15 protein-coding genes, 4 tRNA genes and 1 pseudogene are annotated in these 19,166 nt (G+C 50.3%); 5 read left to right on the plus strand and 15 right to left on the minus strand.

Annotation, left to right across the window (positions count from 1 at the left end; all coding sequences use genetic code 11):
* The first annotated feature begins 849 nt into the window (after nucleotides 1–849).
* From ACJJIJ_RS11000 to ACJJIJ_RS11010, 3 genes and pseudogenes are all read left to right on the plus strand, one after another.
* A complete protein-coding gene (locus ACJJIJ_RS11000; RefSeq protein WP_444937410.1) occupies nucleotides 850–1,437 on the plus strand; it encodes a hypothetical protein in 588 nt (195 codons plus the stop codon).
* A 1,416-nt stretch (nucleotides 1,438–2,853) separates the two neighbouring features.
* Nucleotides 2,854–3,309, plus strand: a complete 456-nt coding sequence (locus ACJJIJ_RS11005) for a nuclear transport factor 2 family protein (RefSeq protein WP_444937411.1) — start codon at nucleotides 2,854–2,856, stop codon at nucleotides 3,307–3,309.
* 404 nt (nucleotides 3,310–3,713) lie between these two features.
* Nucleotides 3,714–3,849: pseudogene (locus ACJJIJ_RS11010) on the plus strand (YtoQ family protein).
* Nucleotides 3,850–3,906: 57 nt separating this feature from the next.
* Here the strand turns inward: ACJJIJ_RS11010 and ACJJIJ_RS11015 are convergent.
* The 13 genes from ACJJIJ_RS11015 to uvrB all read right to left on the minus strand — a co-directional run bounded on the left by ACJJIJ_RS11015 (nucleotide 3,907) and on the right by uvrB (nucleotide 15,573).
* A complete protein-coding gene (locus ACJJIJ_RS11015; protein WP_444937412.1) occupies nucleotides 3,907–4,023 on the minus strand; it encodes a hypothetical protein in 117 nt (38 codons plus the stop codon).
* A 385-nt stretch (nucleotides 4,024–4,408) separates the two neighbouring features.
* Entirely contained in the window at nucleotides 4,409–4,807 is a 399-nt protein-coding gene (locus tag ACJJIJ_RS11020) for a hypothetical protein (RefSeq protein ID WP_444937413.1), read from the minus strand.
* Nucleotides 4,808–5,298: 491 nt separating this feature from the next.
* Nucleotides 5,299–5,375, minus strand: a tRNA-Pro gene (locus ACJJIJ_RS11025).
* 114 nt (nucleotides 5,376–5,489) lie between these two features.
* The gene (locus ACJJIJ_RS11030; RefSeq protein WP_444937414.1) at nucleotides 5,490–5,858 is read right to left on the minus strand and encodes a MerR family transcriptional regulator; all 369 of its coding nucleotides are present in this window, start codon (nucleotides 5,856–5,858) and stop codon (nucleotides 5,490–5,492) included.
* A complete protein-coding gene (ihfA, locus tag ACJJIJ_RS11035) occupies nucleotides 5,839–6,144 on the minus strand; it encodes an integration host factor subunit alpha (protein ID WP_108733837.1) in 306 nt (101 codons plus the stop codon). Before ihfA ends, ACJJIJ_RS11030 begins: the two co-directional genes overlap by 20 nt.
* A 130-nt stretch (nucleotides 6,145–6,274) precedes the next feature.
* Nucleotides 6,275–8,650, minus strand: coding sequence for a phenylalanine--tRNA ligase subunit beta (pheT, locus tag ACJJIJ_RS11040; protein WP_444937415.1), 2,376 nt, complete (start codon nucleotides 8,648–8,650; stop codon nucleotides 6,275–6,277).
* A gap of 131 nt (nucleotides 8,651–8,781) precedes the next feature.
* A complete protein-coding gene (pheS, locus tag ACJJIJ_RS11045; protein WP_252082361.1) occupies nucleotides 8,782–9,795 on the minus strand; it encodes a phenylalanine--tRNA ligase subunit alpha in 1,014 nt (337 codons plus the stop codon).
* 204 nt (nucleotides 9,796–9,999) lie between these two features.
* A complete protein-coding gene (rplT, locus tag ACJJIJ_RS11050) occupies nucleotides 10,000–10,359 on the minus strand; it encodes a 50S ribosomal protein L20 (RefSeq protein WP_252082363.1) in 360 nt (119 codons plus the stop codon).
* 36 nt (nucleotides 10,360–10,395) lie between these two features.
* Entirely contained in the window at nucleotides 10,396–10,590 is a 195-nt protein-coding gene (gene rpmI, locus ACJJIJ_RS11055) for a 50S ribosomal protein L35 (RefSeq protein WP_020413351.1), read from the minus strand.
* Nucleotides 10,591–10,736: 146 nt separating this feature from the next.
* Nucleotides 10,737–11,282 carry a translation initiation factor IF-3 gene (gene infC / locus ACJJIJ_RS11060; protein ID WP_435583647.1) on the minus strand — a complete coding sequence of 182 codons (546 nt, stop codon included), beginning with the start codon at nucleotides 11,280–11,282 and terminating at the stop codon, nucleotides 10,737–10,739.
* A 21-nt stretch (nucleotides 11,283–11,303) separates the two neighbouring features.
* Nucleotides 11,304–13,232: a threonine--tRNA ligase gene (gene thrS, locus ACJJIJ_RS11065; protein WP_444937416.1), complete on the minus strand. Its 1,929-nt coding sequence runs from the start codon at nucleotides 13,230–13,232 to the stop codon at nucleotides 11,304–11,306.
* 107 nt (nucleotides 13,233–13,339) lie between these two features.
* A tRNA-Val gene (locus ACJJIJ_RS11070) sits at nucleotides 13,340–13,416 on the minus strand.
* Between the two features lie 150 nt (nucleotides 13,417–13,566).
* Nucleotides 13,567–15,573 (minus strand): excinuclease ABC subunit UvrB, encoded by a 2,007-nt coding sequence (gene uvrB / locus ACJJIJ_RS11075; protein WP_444909164.1) that lies wholly within the window; start codon nucleotides 15,571–15,573, stop codon nucleotides 13,567–13,569.
* Nucleotides 15,574–15,814: 241 nt separating this feature from the next.
* Here uvrB and ACJJIJ_RS11080 point away from each other — a divergent pair.
* A tRNA-Asn gene (locus ACJJIJ_RS11080) sits at nucleotides 15,815–15,890 on the plus strand.
* Between the two features lie 46 nt (nucleotides 15,891–15,936).
* Nucleotides 15,937–16,012, plus strand: a tRNA-Asn gene (locus ACJJIJ_RS11085).
* Between the two features lie 167 nt (nucleotides 16,013–16,179).
* Here ACJJIJ_RS11085 and ACJJIJ_RS11090 read toward each other — a convergent pair.
* Both ACJJIJ_RS11090 and ACJJIJ_RS11095 read right to left on the minus strand, forming a co-directional pair.
* Entirely contained in the window at nucleotides 16,180–18,129 is a 1,950-nt protein-coding gene (locus tag ACJJIJ_RS11090) for a polysaccharide biosynthesis protein (RefSeq protein ID WP_444937417.1), read from the minus strand.
* Between the two features lie 65 nt (nucleotides 18,130–18,194).
* The gene (locus ACJJIJ_RS11095; RefSeq protein ID WP_252086005.1) at nucleotides 18,195–19,073 is read right to left on the minus strand and encodes an MraY family glycosyltransferase; all 879 of its coding nucleotides are present in this window, start codon (nucleotides 19,071–19,073) and stop codon (nucleotides 18,195–18,197) included.
* Nucleotides 19,074–19,166: the final 93 nt, after the last annotated feature.

The following is a 19,166-nucleotide window of genomic DNA, read 5'->3' on the forward strand; positions in this document are numbered from 1 at the left end:
GAATCATTCAGATATTTCTTGGTGTAACACCCTCTTATAGTGCATTTACCCCTACGCCTAGTACCAGTTAATTGAAACGCCTATGAATAGGTTGGCATCGAATTTTACACTTAGTAACGTAACCTATACCGTAATGAGTAAACATTACCATATCGTACTTTATATCGGTAAAAAGGCTGACCTGACCAGATATCGAAGTGATTCTTCGCTATCTGGAGCTATTTAAGGCCTTAAACTTGGCACAACGATAACCCAGGGCAGCGTACTCGATCACTGTGAATCGCTAAAGCTACAAAGCGTTGTCCTTCTCTGGCAGGAAAATTTAATCAATGTCAGCTGTTTTATACACTTCTTAAATGAATCTCAGCTAATCCTGAAGACAGCGTTACAGGCCACTAATTAAAATCCTGGGCTTTATTGGATAAAAGCGTTAACGCGGCCAGTATGGGCTATGTAGACCTAAACACAATCAGGGCCAATATCACAAATACGCCTAAACACCCTGATTACACTTTGATTCAACTATGCATTCGTGCAGCAAGCTCAATAAACATAGGGTACATGGTTTGATCCACTATCGGAGTTTCCTCTTTGATAATTTAACCCTGCTCCAATCTATCAACACTACGATTTCTGACTTATTACCACAAAGTGAAGTTTTCTAAAGCCTAAATACAAGTTCTTAACATTTCACCTACCCTTATTTCCAAATCAGATATGAGTAGCCACCAGAACCGATGCTTGTCGCAAAACTGAGACTTTTCTCCAATTTTTGGGTGCCCTGAATAATTCACTCTGCAAGGCTTGGTGTTATAATTTTGGCATTGTAATAATAACAAGGTGTAAAAAATGGCAAAATACATTTACCTCCCGGTAAACAGTGATGAAATGCTAGAGTTCGCGGAGAATATGGCGAGTGCATGGGATATTCCGAAGAATCAAATTCTTGCCAACAAGGTAACATCTGGTATTGGTAAGTCTATGTACCGCTGGATAGATAAGTGTCTCAGTAGCCTCAAATCTGGTGATACTCTTTATATTGTTGCTCATGGTACCGGCGGTGGCGATGGCAAGCAAATTGGTGCACAACGCAATAGTGGTAAGAATAAACAAGCAAAAGTTTTCGATAGAGGGGTAGAGTCGTGGCAGGGCGGAGTATGGAAAACCTATACTCCCACGCAGCTAGCGGGCACGCTGGTTAAAGAGGGTTTGCCTGGCAATTTTGTCGATCTGCATCTCTGCGCTTGCGGGTCAGGTTATGATGGTGAGAAGTTAAGGCCCTGGGCCCAGCGTTTACGTGAGGCGTTGGCCACTACCCATAAAAGCCTAGAGGTTACCGGGTACCTCGGCTGGTTTGATGCTACCGGTAGCTCCGTAAAGATTAAGGTTAATACTCAGTATTATGATTTGAATGAGCGTGCAGTCACCTTTTCTTAATAGTTATCGACTAAAAAGTGAAGTGGGCATCTGCAAGGAAGTTCAAAACTCTGCGTGAGCTAGTCAGCTATAGGCAGATTATTTCTCTCGGCGATCTGGAGAACGGATCGCCAGCTGTAATAGTGCCGGATTCCAGCTTTGAATTGGGCACACCTAGCATCAGGCAGTTTTAGTTGTATTAATTCAGGACAAATCTGACACACCTTATTTTATTTGAGAGCTGTAATGCGGACCACAATTACTAATTTCATGAATCAAATTCTCCCTAAAAGAATCATACTTTGAAGAATATTGTTTATCACAAGAATAAACCTCCAGCCCCATTTTCAATCAAGACTCGCAATTTAAAACACACTACTCACCCACATTTTATTTTTGAAATTAAGTTCATCACTATTACGTGCCTCTAGAATGGCCTACAATATTTGATAAGATTCAGCTTCAATTAATTAATCAACCGGCAAAGATATTAGTTCTACGTTATGCTTCCCCAGGACTGGCCCTATGGAGCCCATCCAAATCCATTGTGGTCAAACGGCTTACAGGGGCAAACGGACCAAACATTCCCACTCAAGGCAAACCAAGAGCTATTACTTCTACGTATCAATTCACAATACAGCAGTGCTCTAGATTTAAACCGACAAACAGAGACCTGCCTCCTTGTGAGTTCAAGTAGTGCCGGGCTATACGCTCCTTTAGTTTACAGTGCCCCAGCATATCAATACCAAGTTACCCACTTTGTGAAGTGCACCTTGGAATGGAAGTGATGCCAATGCTCCGGAATAGGTTGCCAATTTACTTAATGAAATCCACAGCCTCCCTGAAATTGATGCCCACTTGGATATATCCTTTAAAGCTGAACATTATTGGAGCTCGATTAATGAACAAGCAGATTTCTACCCCACACTAGTACAGCTTTATCAAACGATTTCTTCCCATGTTGTTGCCGCGGAACAGCTAGGTAGTAGCTTCTTTCTTTGCCATAATGATTTTAAGCACTGGAAATCTCATCACTGAAAAGGCCGGGCGGCTTTATGCCATTGATTGGGAGTACGCGGCTATGGGCGTCGCTTCTATGATCTCGCCGCAATCATTGAGGTACATCAGCTCAACAGAACTCAGCAACAATCCTTACTCGAGCTGTATCTTAGGTGTAATCCAGCCGGAGAACATTGGCGCAGAGTGTACAAATATCTAAACTTACTCTGGTATGCGTATAGTGTGGCTCTGAGATCCCAAAAACAAATTTTTTGCTTAAAAAATAGACAGCATCAGCGAAAACCTGCTCCGACCGGAACTCGCCTAACATTTATAGCTTCCCTCACTTTAAGCAGTTTAGACACTTGATGAAGTAAATGTTGTAAAATCAACACTCCCGTTACTAATAATTAATCTCTAAAACCAGGAAAATAACTTATGCGAAATATTGTTTTTACATTGATGTTGTTTGTTTTGACAATCGGTAACGCACAGGCGCAAGAGAAGCCTGAAGCATTCAAAACTATCGTGAACCTTCTAAATTACCTATCCGATGTAGACCATGAGCGTATGAGAGGCACCGTAACTGAATCTTTTCTCTTGCTCGAACATGGTGAAGTATGGACGATTGAAGATCTAATTAAGGTAGCAAAGCCATCAGATACTGTTAGAACCAATTACTTTAGCATTATTGACTTTGATGAGAAGCCAGACCTAGTCACAATCAACTATTGGAATAAGGCCAATTTTGCTAAAAAGAGTGAGAGCCAGGATGTTTATTGGCTCGAAAGCGCTATTCTAAAGAAAGTGAAAGGAAAGTGGCTCATCTCACAATTGCACTCTACAAGACTGCCATCTGGAAAAGTGCCAGAAAATGTGGTGTTTAAGCCATAAGGCTACCTTAACCACCAATAAGTAAGAGCCAAAAGGGATTTTGGTCTTATACTTCAGCGCTAATGACGCATTAATATATCCTAATTGACTCAATCAATAGCCCCCTCCTCTCAAGTCAAATTCCTACTGTAAGTCATTTCCTAAGTATCAAACTCTATTGTTTACCACTATTAAGTAACTCAACTATAAAACTGAAAGTATATCTCTCTGGAAAAATACACTCTGACTGGAGAGCCCAGATAATCGAAGGCTGCAATAAGCAGTGACTGGAAATCGCTTTCTTCTCTGCCGTGACCAATCACGATACCAGTGATACCGCTGGCAATGGTCCTGGCGTGGAAGCTAACTCCTTCTGACGAGATCATAAGTCTGCCAAGGTCAACGCGATACGGATTAAACACCACATTGAAAATTGTGGCCTGCCTATTATTCGCTTTGGTAAAAATATAAAAATGGAATGCAGCGTTCGATGCTGGATACTGCACAGCGCTTGGTAAACCCTATATCACTCTGCATGATCAATCACTGGTACATGCGTAAAAAGTGGTTGATGGTGTCGCTGAAGCTTGGGCACAAACACCTGACCAGGTTGACTCACTACACGGGTATCAACTTCAGCTTTATCCCATTAGAGAAATCCAATATACCCAGATTTCCCGTAGTGGCTGTGGGGGACTTGATACTCATGGGAACAAAGTCAGGGGTATTAGACACCGAAGTTTGTTCAGATAGCTTGCGGTACCAATAGAGGAACTGGTTGTAGTTTTGATTGGGCGGTTAGCGCTTGAATATGACTAAAGGGCTTCCCCTTTCGGCTGGATCACTATATAGGAAAAATATTTCTGAAGTGGCACAGGAAACCTCCAAAGTTAGAAAAATTCCAATTAACGCAGCAATCGACACACCCCATAAACTTTCCTATGTTTTCAGATTTTGGGTTTCTTTCTATTTTCGGTAATCTTCTTATTTAATACCTGACTCAACTACTTTCTTGCCATGACGCTTATCTAAAAGGCTCTTTAGGTATAGTGGTTTTTGAAGTATCCGACACAAAATTTGCGGCGAAAAAGTGCCTCTCTTAGTATATTTTTTCAGGTCTTTATCCAGCACAAATTTTTGTTCCAGTTAAATTGTCAAGTTTTGCATCATCCAATTCTACGGCTTTAACTTTGTCACCATCCAATTCAAACAACACGATACCACAGCCACCAAAAATTGGCGCTGAAGTAAGCTTGTAATTCTTATTTTGAGCTGACTTAAATGAACCAGCAACATTACAAAACGAATAGCTCCCTATGCTTGAAGAATTGGCTACAAATATTTCACGATCAGCTGGAATATTAACGGTAACTGTTTTATCTCCCCGATTTTTAGGTCCCAGCGGTTTGAAAACTTTCCCACAGCTGGCTCCTTCTTCCTTAATTGCAAAAAGATAAATTGATGAATTTGCTCCGATACCTACCTTTACGTGTTTTACTGGCATCTCCAAAGCGGCCAACTCACCCTCCTGCGGCTCTAGGTACCGGCTAGTACAGGCAGAAGTAAATATGGCTATTGCGACCAAAACGAAACTCTTTACGTACATATTTTTATAACTCTCTATTTTTTGAATACTTTAGTGGAACGCCCAGCACTGCAGATAATTTGTAACATTGAGGGAGCGGAAGCTTTCCAACAGCTACTATTTAATAGCTTCTAACGCCATTTACCGGATAATTTCTGGACACCTGCAGAAAATATTGATGGGCCAAGGCTGAGGCCATTAGCGACTAGAAACAACTCGGCCTCTAGATCTAGCTCAACCTGTCGAGATTGATGACTATCAAGCCTTGCGGATAAATATTGTTTTTTTCTCTCCTCAGTTTTTTAAAGAGATGCACCGTATGGGTAGCAACTGACATTCCCTCCAGCTAAATTACTGAAAATTCCACCCACAAAAAAACCCGCTAAAAAGCGGGTTTCTTGGCCGTTGTTATACAACGATATATATGGTCGGAGCGGCCGGATTTGAACCGACGACCACCACACCCCCAGTGTGGTGCGCTACCAGGCTGCGCTACGCTCCGATTTTGAAAAATCGCTCACTTCGCTAAGTGATTGATTTTTAAAGACATCGTGTCTCGATGTGGCGTGAATCATACCTGAGTGCAGCTGGATTGCAAGCCCAGGTTTACAGTTTTTTAGAATTTCTTTCTCCCGTCCAGCAAGGCCACTACATCTTTGAGTTCCGCTATCACTTCCGGTAGCACCTGCTGTAACTGCACCACTTCTGCCCTTTCACTACCGGTCTCTATCTGCTGGCGGGCTCCTCCAATGGTATAGCCCTCTTCATAGAGTAGCGCACGAATCTGGCGCACCATAATAACGTCCTGGTGCTGGTAGTAACGTCGGTTGCCGCGGCGTTTAACGGGCTTCAGCTGTGGGAATTCCTGCTCCCAGTAGCGCAGTACATGGGGCTTCACGGCACACAGCTCGCTCACCTCACCAATGGTGAAATAGCGCTTACCGGGGATTGCAGGTAGCTGAGCATTATTGCTCGGTTCCAGCATGTTCCTCTACTCGTGTCTTGAGTTTTTGCCCTGGTTTGAAGGTGACTACCCTGCGGGCTGAGATGGGGATTTCCTCGCCGGTCTTGGGGTTGCGACCGGGGCGCTGGCTTTTGTCACGCAAGTCGAAATTGCCAAAGCCCGAGAGCTTGACCTGCTCGTTGCTTTCCAGCGCATTGCGGATTTCCTCGAAGAAATACTCGACGATCTCTTTTGCTTCGCGCTTATTAAAGCCCAGCTCCTCGTACAACTTCTCGGCGAGCCCGGCCTTGGTCAGTGCCTCTGTCATTGGATCCTACCAATTGATTCAGAGGCGTCGACTCCAGATCGGAAGCGGCCCAAACCGCGGCGGCTTTCAACCCGGAAGCAGACGCTCTCGGGGTGCAATTCAGTCTGCACACCGAGAGCATCATGCCCTGTTAGCGCAGACTAGCGTTATATTTTTCTTCTAATTTACCGACCACCGCATCTACAGCGGCATTGATTTCTTCGTCATTAAGGGTGCGCGACGAATGCTGAAACGTCAACCCCAAAGCGACACTTTTTCTATTTAAATCAATACCTTTGCCCTGGTAGACGTCAAATATCTTGAGGTCCGTCAAGGTTTCACCGGCGGCCTCGGTGGCGGCCTCTACCAGATTGGCGGCGGGAACATCCGCGTCGATCAGCAGGGCCAGGTCGCGCCGCACTTCCGGGAACTTGGACAGCGGGCGGAATGCCGGGGCTTTACCCTGGCCGATCGCTTCCAGGCTGAGCTCGAATACGAAGGCGGGCTTGGCCAGATCCAGCTTCTTTTGCAGCTGCGGGTGCAGAGCACCGATAACCCCTACTTCGTGGTCGCCGCGCATAATCTTGGCGGTTTGGCCGGGGTGCAGTGCGGAGTGTTGACCGGCAACAAAGCGGAATTCGTCGGCGACACCGGTGCGAGCCAGCAGGGCTTCCACGTCGGCTTTCACGTCGTAGAAATCCACGCTGTCTTTGCTGCCAGTCCAGTTTTCCGCAAAGCGGTTACCGTAGGCGAGACCAGCGATCATCTGCTCCTGGTGCAGCTCCGCGCCAGGTACAAAGCGCAGGCCGGTTTCAAACAAGCGCACGCGGTTTTGCTGGCGATTGAGGTTGTACTGCAAGGCTTTGCACAGGCCCGGCAATAAGGTGGTACGCATCACCGCCAGCTCTGCGCTGATCGGGTTTTGCAGGGCCACTGGGTCAGCTTCCGGGTCAAACAGCGCAGCGCTGTCGCTATCGATAAAGCTGAAAGTGATCGCTTCGTAGTAGCCGCGGCTCAGTAGGGTCTGCTCCAGACTGTCCTGGGCAATGGTGCTCTCCGGGCGCGGGGCAATTTCCAGCTCGGCGGTAAAGCTTTCGCTAGGGATACGGTTGTAGCCGTAAACACGGGCCAGCTCTTCCAGCAGATCGGCTTCGATGGCGATATCGAAACGGAAGCTGGGGGCGAGGAAGGTCCAGCCTTCGTCATTCTGGTCGATTTTTTCCAGACCCAGGCGGGTAAGAATATCGACGATTTCGTCATCGGCCAGCTTGATACCCAGGCCCAACTCTACCTTGGCACGGCGCAGGGTAATATGGCGCTCGGCGGGCATGGTTTCAGTCAGCTCGCGCACGTGTACCGGGCCTGGCTCACCGCCAACGATATCCAGTAGCAGTTGGGTAGCGCGCTCAACCGCCTTCTCTTGCAGGTGGTAATCCACGCCGCGCTCAAAGCGGTGGGAGGAATCGGTGTGCAGGCCGTAAGAGCGAGCTTTACCGGCAATCGCCAGCGGGCTGAAGAAGGCGCTCTCCAGGAAGATATGTTGGGTACCTTCGGTAACGGAAGAATCCAAGCCACCCATAATACCGGCCATGGCCAGTAGCTTTTCTTCGTCGGCAATCACCAGGGTGCCTTCCTGTAGCTTCACTGCCTGGCCGTCCAACAGGGTCAGCTCTTCACCGGCTTCTGCCATACGCACCTTGATACCGCCGGAGAGTTTCTCCAGATCGAAGGCATGCATGGGCTGGCCCAGCTCCAATAGGACGTAGTTAGTTACGTCTACTACCGGATCGATACTGCGCAGGCCGCTGCGACGCAGGCGCTCTTGCATCCACAGAGGTGTTACGGCTTTGATATCGATATTGCGAATGACACGACCTACGTAGCGCGGGCAGGCGGCTTCGGCCAGCAGGGATACGGGCAGGCTCTCCTCGATTTGCTGGGGTACCGAGGCAACTTCCGGGCCCTGAACGGCGCAACGATTCAGTACGCCCACTTCGCGAGCGATACCGGCAACACCGAGGCAGTCGGAACGGTTCGGGGTGAGATCTACTTCGATGGTTTCGTCATCGAGCTGCAAGTATTCGCGTAGATCGGTACCGGTGGGTGCGTCTTCCGGCAGTTCCCAGATACCGTCGTTGTCTTCGCCCAGTTCCAGTTCGGTCTGTGCGCAGAGCATACCGAAGCTCTCTACACCACGGAGCTTGGCTTTTTTGATTTTGAAATCGCCCGGCAATTTGGCGCCTACCAGGGCAAAAGGAATTTTGATTCCGATGCGCGCATTGGGAGCACCGCACACCACTTGCATTTCACCGTCAGGGTGGCCGGCCACTTTACACACGCGTAGTTTGTCCGCATCCGGGTGCTGTTCACAGGCGACAATCTCACCCACAACCACTCCGGAAAAATCACCCGCTACTTTTTCTATGCCATCCACTTCCAGACCGGCCATGGTGATTTGATCGGCCAGTTCCTGCGTGGTGAGTTTCGGGTTTACCCATTCCCGCAACCAGGAGTTGCTGATTTTCATAGTTGATCTCTTTCTGTATTCCGTCAGCGCAACTCTGTGCGCGTTTCGCCCGGGATATTTATTTCGCCACCCGGGCCTCCACAATTCGATTGCTACTGCGAACCGCCTCGGCCATTCGCGCTCTCACTGGGCTAGAACTGTTTCAAGAAGCGCAGATCGTTATCGAAGAACAAGCGCAGATCGTTAACGCCGTAACGCAGCATGGCGAGGCGCTCGATACCAATACCGAAGGCAAAGCCGGAGTATTTTTCACTGTCGATATCGCAGGCGGCAAACACGTTCGGGTGCACCATGCCGCAACCGAGAATTTCCAGCCAGCCGGTGCCGGAACATACGCGGCAACCTTCACCACCACAGGCGGTGCACTGGATATCCGCTTCTGCAGACGGCTCGGTGAATGGGAAATAAGACGGACGGAAACGCACAGGCACTTCCGCTTCGAAGAAAGCACGCAGGAATTGGTCGATGGTGCCTTTCAGATGCGCAAAGCTGATGTTCTCGCCGATTACCAGGCCTTCCACCTGATGGAACATGGGCGAGTGGGTCACATCGGAGTCGCAACGGTATACGCGGCCGGGGCAGATAATGCGCAGCGGCGGAGACTTTTTCTCCATGGTGCGGATCTGCACGGAAGAGGTGTGTGTTCTCAGTACTGTGGTGGGGTCCACGTAGAAAGTGTCGTGCATCGCGCGCGCTGGGTGGTGCGCGGGAATATTCAGGGCTTCGAAGTTGTAATAGTCCTGTTCGACTTCCGGGCCGTTCTCAACTGTAAATCCGATGCCCGCAAAGAAATCTTCTACACGCTTTAAAGTGCGGGTAATGGGGTGAGCATTGCCCTGCTCTTCACCACGCCCTGGCAGGGTGACATCAATGGTCTCTTCAGCCAGCTTGGCATTGATGGCTGCCTGCTCCAGCATAGTGCGGCGCGCATTAATTTTTTCCTGCACCTGCTGCTTAGCTTCATTGATCTTGGCACCCGCAGCCGGGCGCTCCTCAGCAGACAGCTTGCCCAGGCCTTTCAGCAGTGCCGTCAGCTGGCCCTTTTTGCCCAGGTAATCAACACGCACCTGATCCAGTGCGGCGAGGCCATCGGCCTTCTCCACCAGCTCCATTGCCTGCTCGGTGAGGGACTGCAAATCTTGCATCGAACTGTTCCCGTTTGAATCCAACTTCGATTGAGGCCGATTGGCCCTAGTTTTGTGCTTGTTTTTGCCGGTGCATTTGCACCGCGGGGGCTCCCCTGGCACCGCCACCGGTAAAAAATAGCGGAAACCCCATAAAAAAATAGGGAAGGGCCGCTACAGCCCTTCCCTATTTTAAGTATTCAGTTTTACAACTGAAGTGACAGCTTACGCTGCCAGGGCTGCCTTAGCTTTTTCAACTACGGCAGCAAAAGCGGCTTTATCGTAAACAGCCAGATCAGCCAGTACACGGCGATCCAGTGCGATTTCCGCTTTCTTAAGACCTGCGATCAGGCGGCTGTAGCTCAGGCCTTCTGCACGGGACTGGGCGTTAATACGGGTAATCCACAGAGCGCGGAAGTTACGCTTCTTAACGCGACGGTCACGGTATGCGTACTGACCAGCTTTAATAACTGCCTGCTTGGCAACGCGGAATACGCGTGAACGCGCACCGTAGTAACCTTTAGCCTGCTTCAGAATCTTCTTGTGACGACGACGCGCCTCTACACCACGTTTTACACGGGCCATAACTCTATCCTCTTAAACCTTTGCGATTTGGGCCAATTACTTGGCGCGCAGCATACGATCGACCAGACCGGCATCAGACTTGTTCATAGTCTGGGTGCCACGCAGCTGACGCTTACGCTTGGTGGTCATCTTGGTGAGGATGTGGCTCTTGTTAGCGTGCTTGTGCTTATAGCCCGCAGCCGTCTTCTTGAAGCGCTTGGCAGCGCCACTGTGAGTCTTTGCTTTCGGCATTTTGTACTCCAAAGTGAATATTCGCCTGCATAACAGGCACCTTTAGTATCTGCCGACAACCTGAGCCATCGGCACGGTGAGAGTGAGGAGGCAGCCGTCGCCCAATCACTTCTCAAAGGAGGTTCCGGGAATCGCTTCCCCAAACCTCACTTTTTCTTTTTACTGGGAGCGAGAACCATCAGCATCTGGCGACCTTCCATCTTTGGTCGCTGCTCTACAATGGCCAGCTCTTCCAGGTCTTTTTCGATGCGCTGCATCATTTCCATACCCAGCTCCTGGTGAGCCATTTCACGACCACGGAAGCGCAGGGATACTTTGGCCTTGTCACCCGCCTCCAGGAAGCGGATGAGGTTGCGCAGCTTGATCTGGTAGTCACCGATATCGGTGCCCGGGCGGAATTTCATTTCCTTGATCTGCTGCTGCTTCTGCTTCTTCTTGGCGGCATTCTTAGCTTTTTTAGCTTCGAATACGTGCTTGCCGTAGTCCATGATCTTACAGACTATCGGCGTGGAGTCCGGGGCAATTTCAACGAGATCCAAGCTAGCCTGCTGTGCAGCTTCCAGCGCTTCATTCAGGGAGACAATGCCTACCTGTTCGCCATCAGCGCCAATCAGGCGGATTTCTGACGCTTCAATCTGATCGTTTATGCGGGCCTTTTTGGACCGTCCCTTAGTGTCTCGTTTAATAGCTATGGTCTCCCAGTTGCCAAGTTGTTATGCATTATCTTCGGACAAACGGCCGCGGCGACTGACGTCCTGCTCAAGAATCTCAAGGAAAGACTCATAAGTCATGCTTCCCAGATCCTCACCGCTGCGGGTGCGCACGGCAACCGTCTGGCTCTCTACTTCCTTATCGCCAATGACCAGCAGATAAGGGACACGCTGGAGCGTGTGCTCGCGGATTTTAAAGCCGATCTTCTCGTTTCTCAAGTCAGCACTGGCGCGGTATTGCAGCGAACCAAGGCGGGCCTCCAAGTCACGACAGTAATCGGCCTGACGATCGGTAATATTCATGATCGCCACCTGCTGTGGTGCCAGCCAGGTGGGGAATGCGCCTTCGTAATGCTCGATCAGAATTCCGATAAAGCGCTCGAAGGAACCCAGGGCTGCACGGTGCAACATCACCGGGGACTGACGCGAACCATCTTCGGCAACATATTGCGCATCCAGACGGCCCGGCATAGAGAAGTCCACCTGAATGGTACCGCACTGCCATACCCGGCCGAGACAGTCTTTCAGGGAGAATTCGATCTTGGGTCCGTAGAAGGCGCCTTCACCTGGCAGCTCTTCCCACGGCAGGCCCGCGGCATCCAGCGCATCGGCCAGGGCTTTCTCTGCCTTATCCCAGCTTTCATCAGAACCTACACGCTTCTCCGGGCGAGTGGAGAGGCGGTAAATAACATCATTAAAGCCGAAGTCTTTGTACACGGAGTGCAGCAGATCCATAAAGTCAGAAACCTCTGACTGGATCTGATCTTCGCTACAGAAGATATGGCCATCATCCTGTACGAAGCCGCGCACGCGCATCAGACCGTGCAGGGAACCGGAGGGTTCACTGCGGTGACAGGAGCCAAACTCCGCCAAACGCAGCGGCAGATCGCGATAACTGCGCAAACCTTGATTGAACACCTGCACGTGACAGGGGCAGTTCATGGGTTTGATGGCAAACTGACGCTCTTCACTGGTGAGCGTAAACATGTCATCGGCAAACTTATCCGCATGACCAGACTTCTGCCACAAGCTGAAATCTACCAGCTGCGGAGTCTTGATTTCTTTGTAACCAAACTCGCGCTGACGGCGGCGCATGTACTGCTCGACAGTACTGTAAATAGTCCAGCCATTTGGGTGCCAGAACACCATGCCGGGCGCCTCTTCCTGGATATGGAAGAGATCGTATTTCTTGGCCAGCTTACGGTGGTCGCGCTTCTCTGCCTCTTCAATACGACGCAGGTAAGCTTTTAATTCTTTCTTGTTGGCCCAGGCGGTGCCATAAACACGGGTCAACATCTCGTTGTTTGAATCGCCGCGCCAGTAAGCACCAGCCACCTTGGTTAGCTTGAACGCTTTCAGCCTGCCAGTGGAGGGCACGTGGGGGCCGCGACACAGATCTTCGAAATCGCCCTGGCGGTACAAAGAAATATCTTCGTCGCTGGGAATGCTGTCGATAATCTCAGCCTTGTACTCTTCACCCATATCGCGGAAGTACTTCACCGCTTCTTTACGGGGCATCAGTCGGCGGCTGACTGTAATATCTTCCTTGGCCAGCACTTCCATACGCTCTTCGATCTTTTCCAGGTCTTCCGGCGTAAATTGGCGCTCGTAGGCAAAGTCATAATAGAAGCCATCTTCGATAACCGGGCCAATAGTGACCTGGGCCGTCGGGTACAGCTGCTTAACGGCTTGTGCCAGTAAGTGTGCAGCGGAGTGGCGAATGACTTCCAGGCCTTCGGGCTGGCGGTCGGTGATAATGGCCAGATTGACATCGCGATCGATGACATAGCTAGTATCAACCTCTTTGCCGTCGACTACGCCAGCAAGTGCAGCCTTGGCCAAGCCAGGACCGATATCTGCGGCAACGTCATGCACGGAAACCGGAGCGGAAAATTCTCGACGAGAACCATCGGGGAGAGTAACAACGAGCATTGTTTGTCCTTTCTCTCAGTGGCGACCCCTACCAAAGACCGCATGAAACTATCCATGAAGTGGTTCATGGAGCTATTGATTCAGATGGGTAACCATCCTTTTGAAGATGGTAGACCCGAGCGGATTTGAACCGCTGACCTCTGCCATGTCAAGGCAGCGCTCTAACCAACTGAGCTACGGGTCTAGAACTCTGCAGCGGGGGAACCCAGTGCTGCGAAGAGCGCGAACTTTAGCACCGCTTTTCAGTGTTTTCAACAACTTACTGAACTTTTTGCAGAGTTTTTTTAAGTTGCCGTGGTGGTGAGGGCAGCCGAAAAAGCCGCCCCCAACTAAACTATTCCACCTCCTTCAGGTGAGCAATCTCATCCCGCAGCTTCGCTGCAGATTCAAACTCCAGATTTTTGGCATGCTCATACATCTGGTTCTCCAGCTCAGCAACTCGCGCCCAGCGCTGCTTATCGGACATCGGCTTGTCATCGACCTTATAGGCTCCCTTCCCTTCTGCCACCTTGCGCTTACTTTTAGGCACACCGGGCGCCACAGCGCCCTCAAGAATATCCGCAACACTTTTGCGAATCCCTTTCGGTGTAATGCCATGCTCCTTATTGAAAGCAATCTGTTTTTCCCGGCGGCGACGAGTCTCTTCCAGCGCGCGCTCCATGGAGCCGGTTACTTTGTCCGCATATAAAATAGCCCGCCCCTCAAGGTTGCGCGCCGCACGCCCAATAGTCTGGATCAGAGAGCGATCAGAGCGCAGGAAGCCTTCCTTGTCGGCATCGAAGATGGCCACCAGGGCAACCTCTGGCATATCCAGGCCTTCTCGCAGCAAGTTAATACCAACTAGCACGTCAAACTCGCCGATGCGAAGATCGCGAATAATCTCCACCCGCTCGACAGTATCGATATCGGAGTGGAGGTAGCGTACCCGCACGCCATTCTCCGCCAAGTATTCAGTCAGATCCTCTGCCATCCGCTTTGTCAGCACGGTAATCAGCACTCGCTGATCCGCTTCCGCGCAGCGGTGAATTTCAGAGAGCGCATCATCAACCTGGGTCTGGGCCGGGCGGATTTCCACTTCCGGGTCAACAAGCCCTGTGGGCCGCACCACCTGCTCGACCACCTGCCCTGCATGGTCGCCCTCGTAGGGCCCCGGTGTTGCCGAAACGAATACTGTTTGCGGGGCCAGGTGCTCCCACTCCTCAAATTTCAGGGGGCGATTGTCCAGGGCAGAAGGCAGGCGAAAACCATACTCCACCAAAGTTTCTTTGCGCGATCTATCCCCGCGATACATGCCGCCGATTTGTGGCACGGTTACGTGGCTTTCATCGATAAATAGCAGTGCATCGTTTGGCAGGTAGTCGAATAGCGTGGGGGGCGGCTGGCCAGCATTGCGGCCGGAGAGGTAGCGGGAATAGTTCTCCACACCATTGCAGTATCCTAACTCCTGCATCATTTCCAGGTCGTAGCGGGTGCGCTGCTCCAACCTTTGCGCCTCCAATAACTTGTTATTACCTCGCAACTGCTCCAGACGTACTCGCAGCTCATCTTTGATTTCATCAATAGCGCTGACAATGGTCTCACGCGGGGTAACGTAGTGACTCTTGGGGAAGATGGTAACCCGAGGAACTTTCTTAAACTGCTCTCCAGTAAGCGGGTCAAACAAGGTGATCTCTTCAATCTCTTCATCAAACAGAGACAGGCGTACCGCCTCCAAATCGGAGTCGGCCGGGTAGATATCAATAATATCGCCGCGCACACGATAAGTTGCGCGGCGGAAATCAGCATCATTGCGCGTATATTGCAACTCCGCCAACCTGCGTAAAATTGTGCGCTGATCCACCAGGTCGCCACGATCCAAGTGCAATACCATTTTTAGGTATTTATCAGGATCACCCAGACCGTAAATAGCCGATACCGTGGCAACGACCACAACATCACGCCGCTCTATCAGTGCCTTGGTGGCGGAAAGGCGCATCTGTTCAATGTGCTCATTTACCGATGCATCTTTCTCAATAAAAGTATCCGAGGAGGGGACATAGGCCTCGGGCTGATAGTAGTCATAATAAGAAACAAAGTATTCGACGGCATTCTTGGGGAAAAACTCTTTGAACTCGCCATAGAGCTGAGCTGCCAACGTTTTGTTGTGAGCCATCACTATCGCCGGGCGCTGCAAGCGCTCGATAATATTCGCCATCGTGAAGGTCTTACCTGAGCCGGTAACCCCTAGCAGTGTTTGATGACTCAAGCCGTCATCTATACCCTCGGATAGCTGCTCGATCGCCAGCGGCTGATCCCCGGCCGGCTGATACTTAGATTCCACCTTAAAAGGTCGCGACTCCATACACTTCCCTCAACCACTCAATCGTTCATGCAACAGCGGATTGTAGGCTGTCGTCATACCACCCTCAAATACAAGAGAATAGCGTCCTACCCCGCCCCACCCAGACCTGAGGCATTTTGCGCACAGGCCAAATAAATAATTTCCTGACAAATCAATTAGTTAAAGATCAAAAAAGGGGTTGACCTCGCCAGGAGTGCTCTATAATATACGCGCCATCTCAACGGCACAGCCGAAAAGATATTCCGCCTTAGCTCAGTTGGTAGAGCAAATGACTGTTAATCATTGGGTCGCTGGTTCGAGCCCAGCAGGCGGAGCCAAATTTCAATGCGCAGCTTAATTTGCGCTCTATAAGTTAGATTAAATTCCGCCTTAGCTCAGTTGGTAGAGCAAATGACTGTTAATCATTGGGTCGCTGGTTCGAGCCCAGCAGGCGGAGCCAAACAAAAACCCCGCATAGCATGCTATGCGGGGTTTTTTCTTATTCACTTTCTTCATACTTCACCGCACCTCCCTCACCCCATGGGCAGAATGGCTTTTACCTATATTCCACCCTAGGGCTTACAAGCCCCCAAAGTCAGGAGCTCATCTAACAGCTTACCTGGCAAGCTAGTGCAAGCCGCCCTCACTGGTAACAGGGAGACGCTCCACCGTGGCCATTTTTATCTGGGGCTTCACAGTGCGAGACCGGGACCAAACAGCATCGACTAAACCTTGCTTTGAGGTGTAACCACTTACCGCCTCAGACAAAATCTGATGAACCCTTTCACAATGATGTTCTACGCAAGCCTGCCTCAACCCTGCAATCAATCGCTGCAAGACCCCAGGGTCCAAAAACTCTTCTTCCGCACGCATTATCATCGAGTGATCAGTGCCCAATACATTGTCACCGAGTAGCAGCTCTTCATAGAGCTTTTCCCCAGGACGCAAACCTGTCACTTGAATCTCAATATCCCCATCAGGATTTTTATCATCCTTCACAGAGTGCCCCATAACCCTAATTAGCCGCTCAGCAAGGTCATATATAAGGACTGGTTCCCCCATATCCAGAACGAACACATCGCCATTGCGCCCCATATTGCCTGCCTGCAATACAAGCTGAGCCGCTTCAGGAATGGTCATAAAGTAACGCGTCACTTTTGGATGGGTTACAGTGACAGGACCGCCCGCATTAATCTGATCCGTAAACAGGGGTATCACCGAACCCGAAGACCCCAACACATTACCAAAGCGCACCATGCAAACCCGCATTTGAGCAGAGCGACGCCCATAATCCTGGCACACCAACTCCGCGAAACGCTTGGTAGCCCCCATTACGTTCGTAGGGCGTACAGCCTTATCGGTGGAGATCAGCACAAACTGCTCCACCTTAGAGCCCTCCGTAGCCTCCAGAACCGACAACGTGCCCAGTACATTATTGTCCGCCCCCAGAACAACATTTTGCTCAACCAGGGGAACATGCTTATAAGCAGCGGCATGATAAATGGTATTAACCGAGAAACCCTTGATGATATCCGCCATCCGGACTCTATCCCGAACATCGCCAAGCAGCGCGGTCACCCGAAGTTGATACCCCTCATCCTGCTGCTGCTGACGAAGCTCGCGCTCCATTTGATAAAGCCCATACTCTGAAGATTCCACCAGCACCAAATGAGCCGGGCCCCACTGGGCAATCTGCCTGCAAAGCTCCGATCCAATAGAGCCGCCAGCGCCCGTCACCAGCACTACTTTGCCGCTAATGGAACCAGCTATCAAAGCCTTCTCAGGCTCCACCGGGGCCCTGCCTAATACATTCTCATAGGTTTGGGACATATCTTCGGTACGGCCTGCTGCATCAACCAGCTCCTCTACGCCAGGAATAGCTTTGACTACCAACCCCTGATCACGGAGCCCTCTCGCTATTTCTCGGCGCCGGCGCTTTGGAACACCAGGCATCGCCAGCAATACTTCAGCAATATCATGCTCAGCGACCACATCAAGTATGCTTGAAGGGGAGTAGACCATAACACCATCTATCAGGGTCTTTTGCTTTGAGGTGTTATCATCAAAAAAGGCAACCGGCTTGTAGACCTCACCGTGAAGCAGGGCCTTGTAAACTTGCAGGCCAGCAGTACCAGCCCCATAAATTGCCACTCGCGTTTTATGAATTTCCAACGCCATTTGATAGTAAATTCGGACGAGCCACCGAGACCCCCCAACTGCTATCAACGCGAAACACCAGTAAATTACGGGAACCGAGCGAGGGACACCTGCGGTCGTCAAATAAGAGGCAACCGCAAGCAGAATTGAGGATGCGGTAACTCCCTGGAGCACAGCAATAACCGCTTTCTGCCCCATATAGCGGATAACTGTGCGGTAAAGGCCAAGCTTTAGAAATATTAAACTGCTAGAGCAGATCGTAATAATCAAGCAACCCAGCATTGGGAGTGTTACGGCTTCAGCTAATCCATTCAATCGAATTGCCATCGCCATAAAAAAGGCAGCACTCAGCATTGCCAAGTCAAACAGCAACATCAAAACCGGCTTCCTAGCCCTCTCCAGCTTTCGCCAAATTCCCATCACAGGATTACCCCATACATAAAAGTCAACCAATCCGTGGCGCCAATTAAAAGCGACCGTTGAAATCAAGTTGCCGCGAAAGCAGAAAAAGTGAACGCCAGGACAGAGGCTGCGATCATCAGAATCAGCTGCAGGTAGAGCGCTTTTGCCACCCCGATACGAATAGCCAAGCGCTGATAAAAATGTTCTCGATGCGCCTCCCACCAACGCTGCCCGCTAGCCATTCGCCGCAACAATGTAATGCTGGCATCCACCCAAAAAGGGCTAAAAACAATGATTGGAAACCATAACTCAAAGGCTCCTCTCTGCCATCCAAATAAGCTTAAGGTAAACGCCGCCAAGCCAATGCACGTCGACCCTGCATCTCCCAAGAAAATTTGCGCAGGAGACCAGTTAAAGCGCAAGAAAATTAATGCGCACACAACGAATAAGACACACACCCCTGCCAACTCCCAGTCTTCCACCAAGAGGAATGCCAGACAAAGAGATGAGAAGCCGATCACGGTCATACTGCCAGCAAATCCATCTATACCATCCATAAAGTTGTATAGATTGATCATCCAGGCCCCGCCCAACACAAAAAGGGGAAGCCACCACCACTCCAGCCCTACAGGTAGCGCAAGAACAACCATCAAAGCAGCAATCAACTGGAAAGCCAAACGTACCTTCGCCGCCACATGCCTAATATCATCCATGGCAGATACGGCAAGGAGCAACACAAAAGACATATAAACAGGTAACGGGAGGGAAGCAGGCCCTACAGCTATGCCCAGTCCGCAGCCCGCCAACAGTGCCCATCCGCCTGTGCGCGGAATTGGAGCGCTGTGCATTGAACGGTGATTAGGAACATCTAAAGCCAAATTTCGCATGCGCAACAGCAAGACAAGCGTCACGCCATAACTCAGAGCCCCTCCAACTAGCAAGGGAAGCCACCAAGCTGACATCGGATCCACTAAACCTCTCTCCTCAATGCTCTACGATTGGCGTGAGATAGCGCCAACACTAAAAACTCAAATAAGTGCTGACGCCAAATTCAC

The organism is Microbulbifer mixtoriginis (SeqCode), from assembly GCF_052467945.1.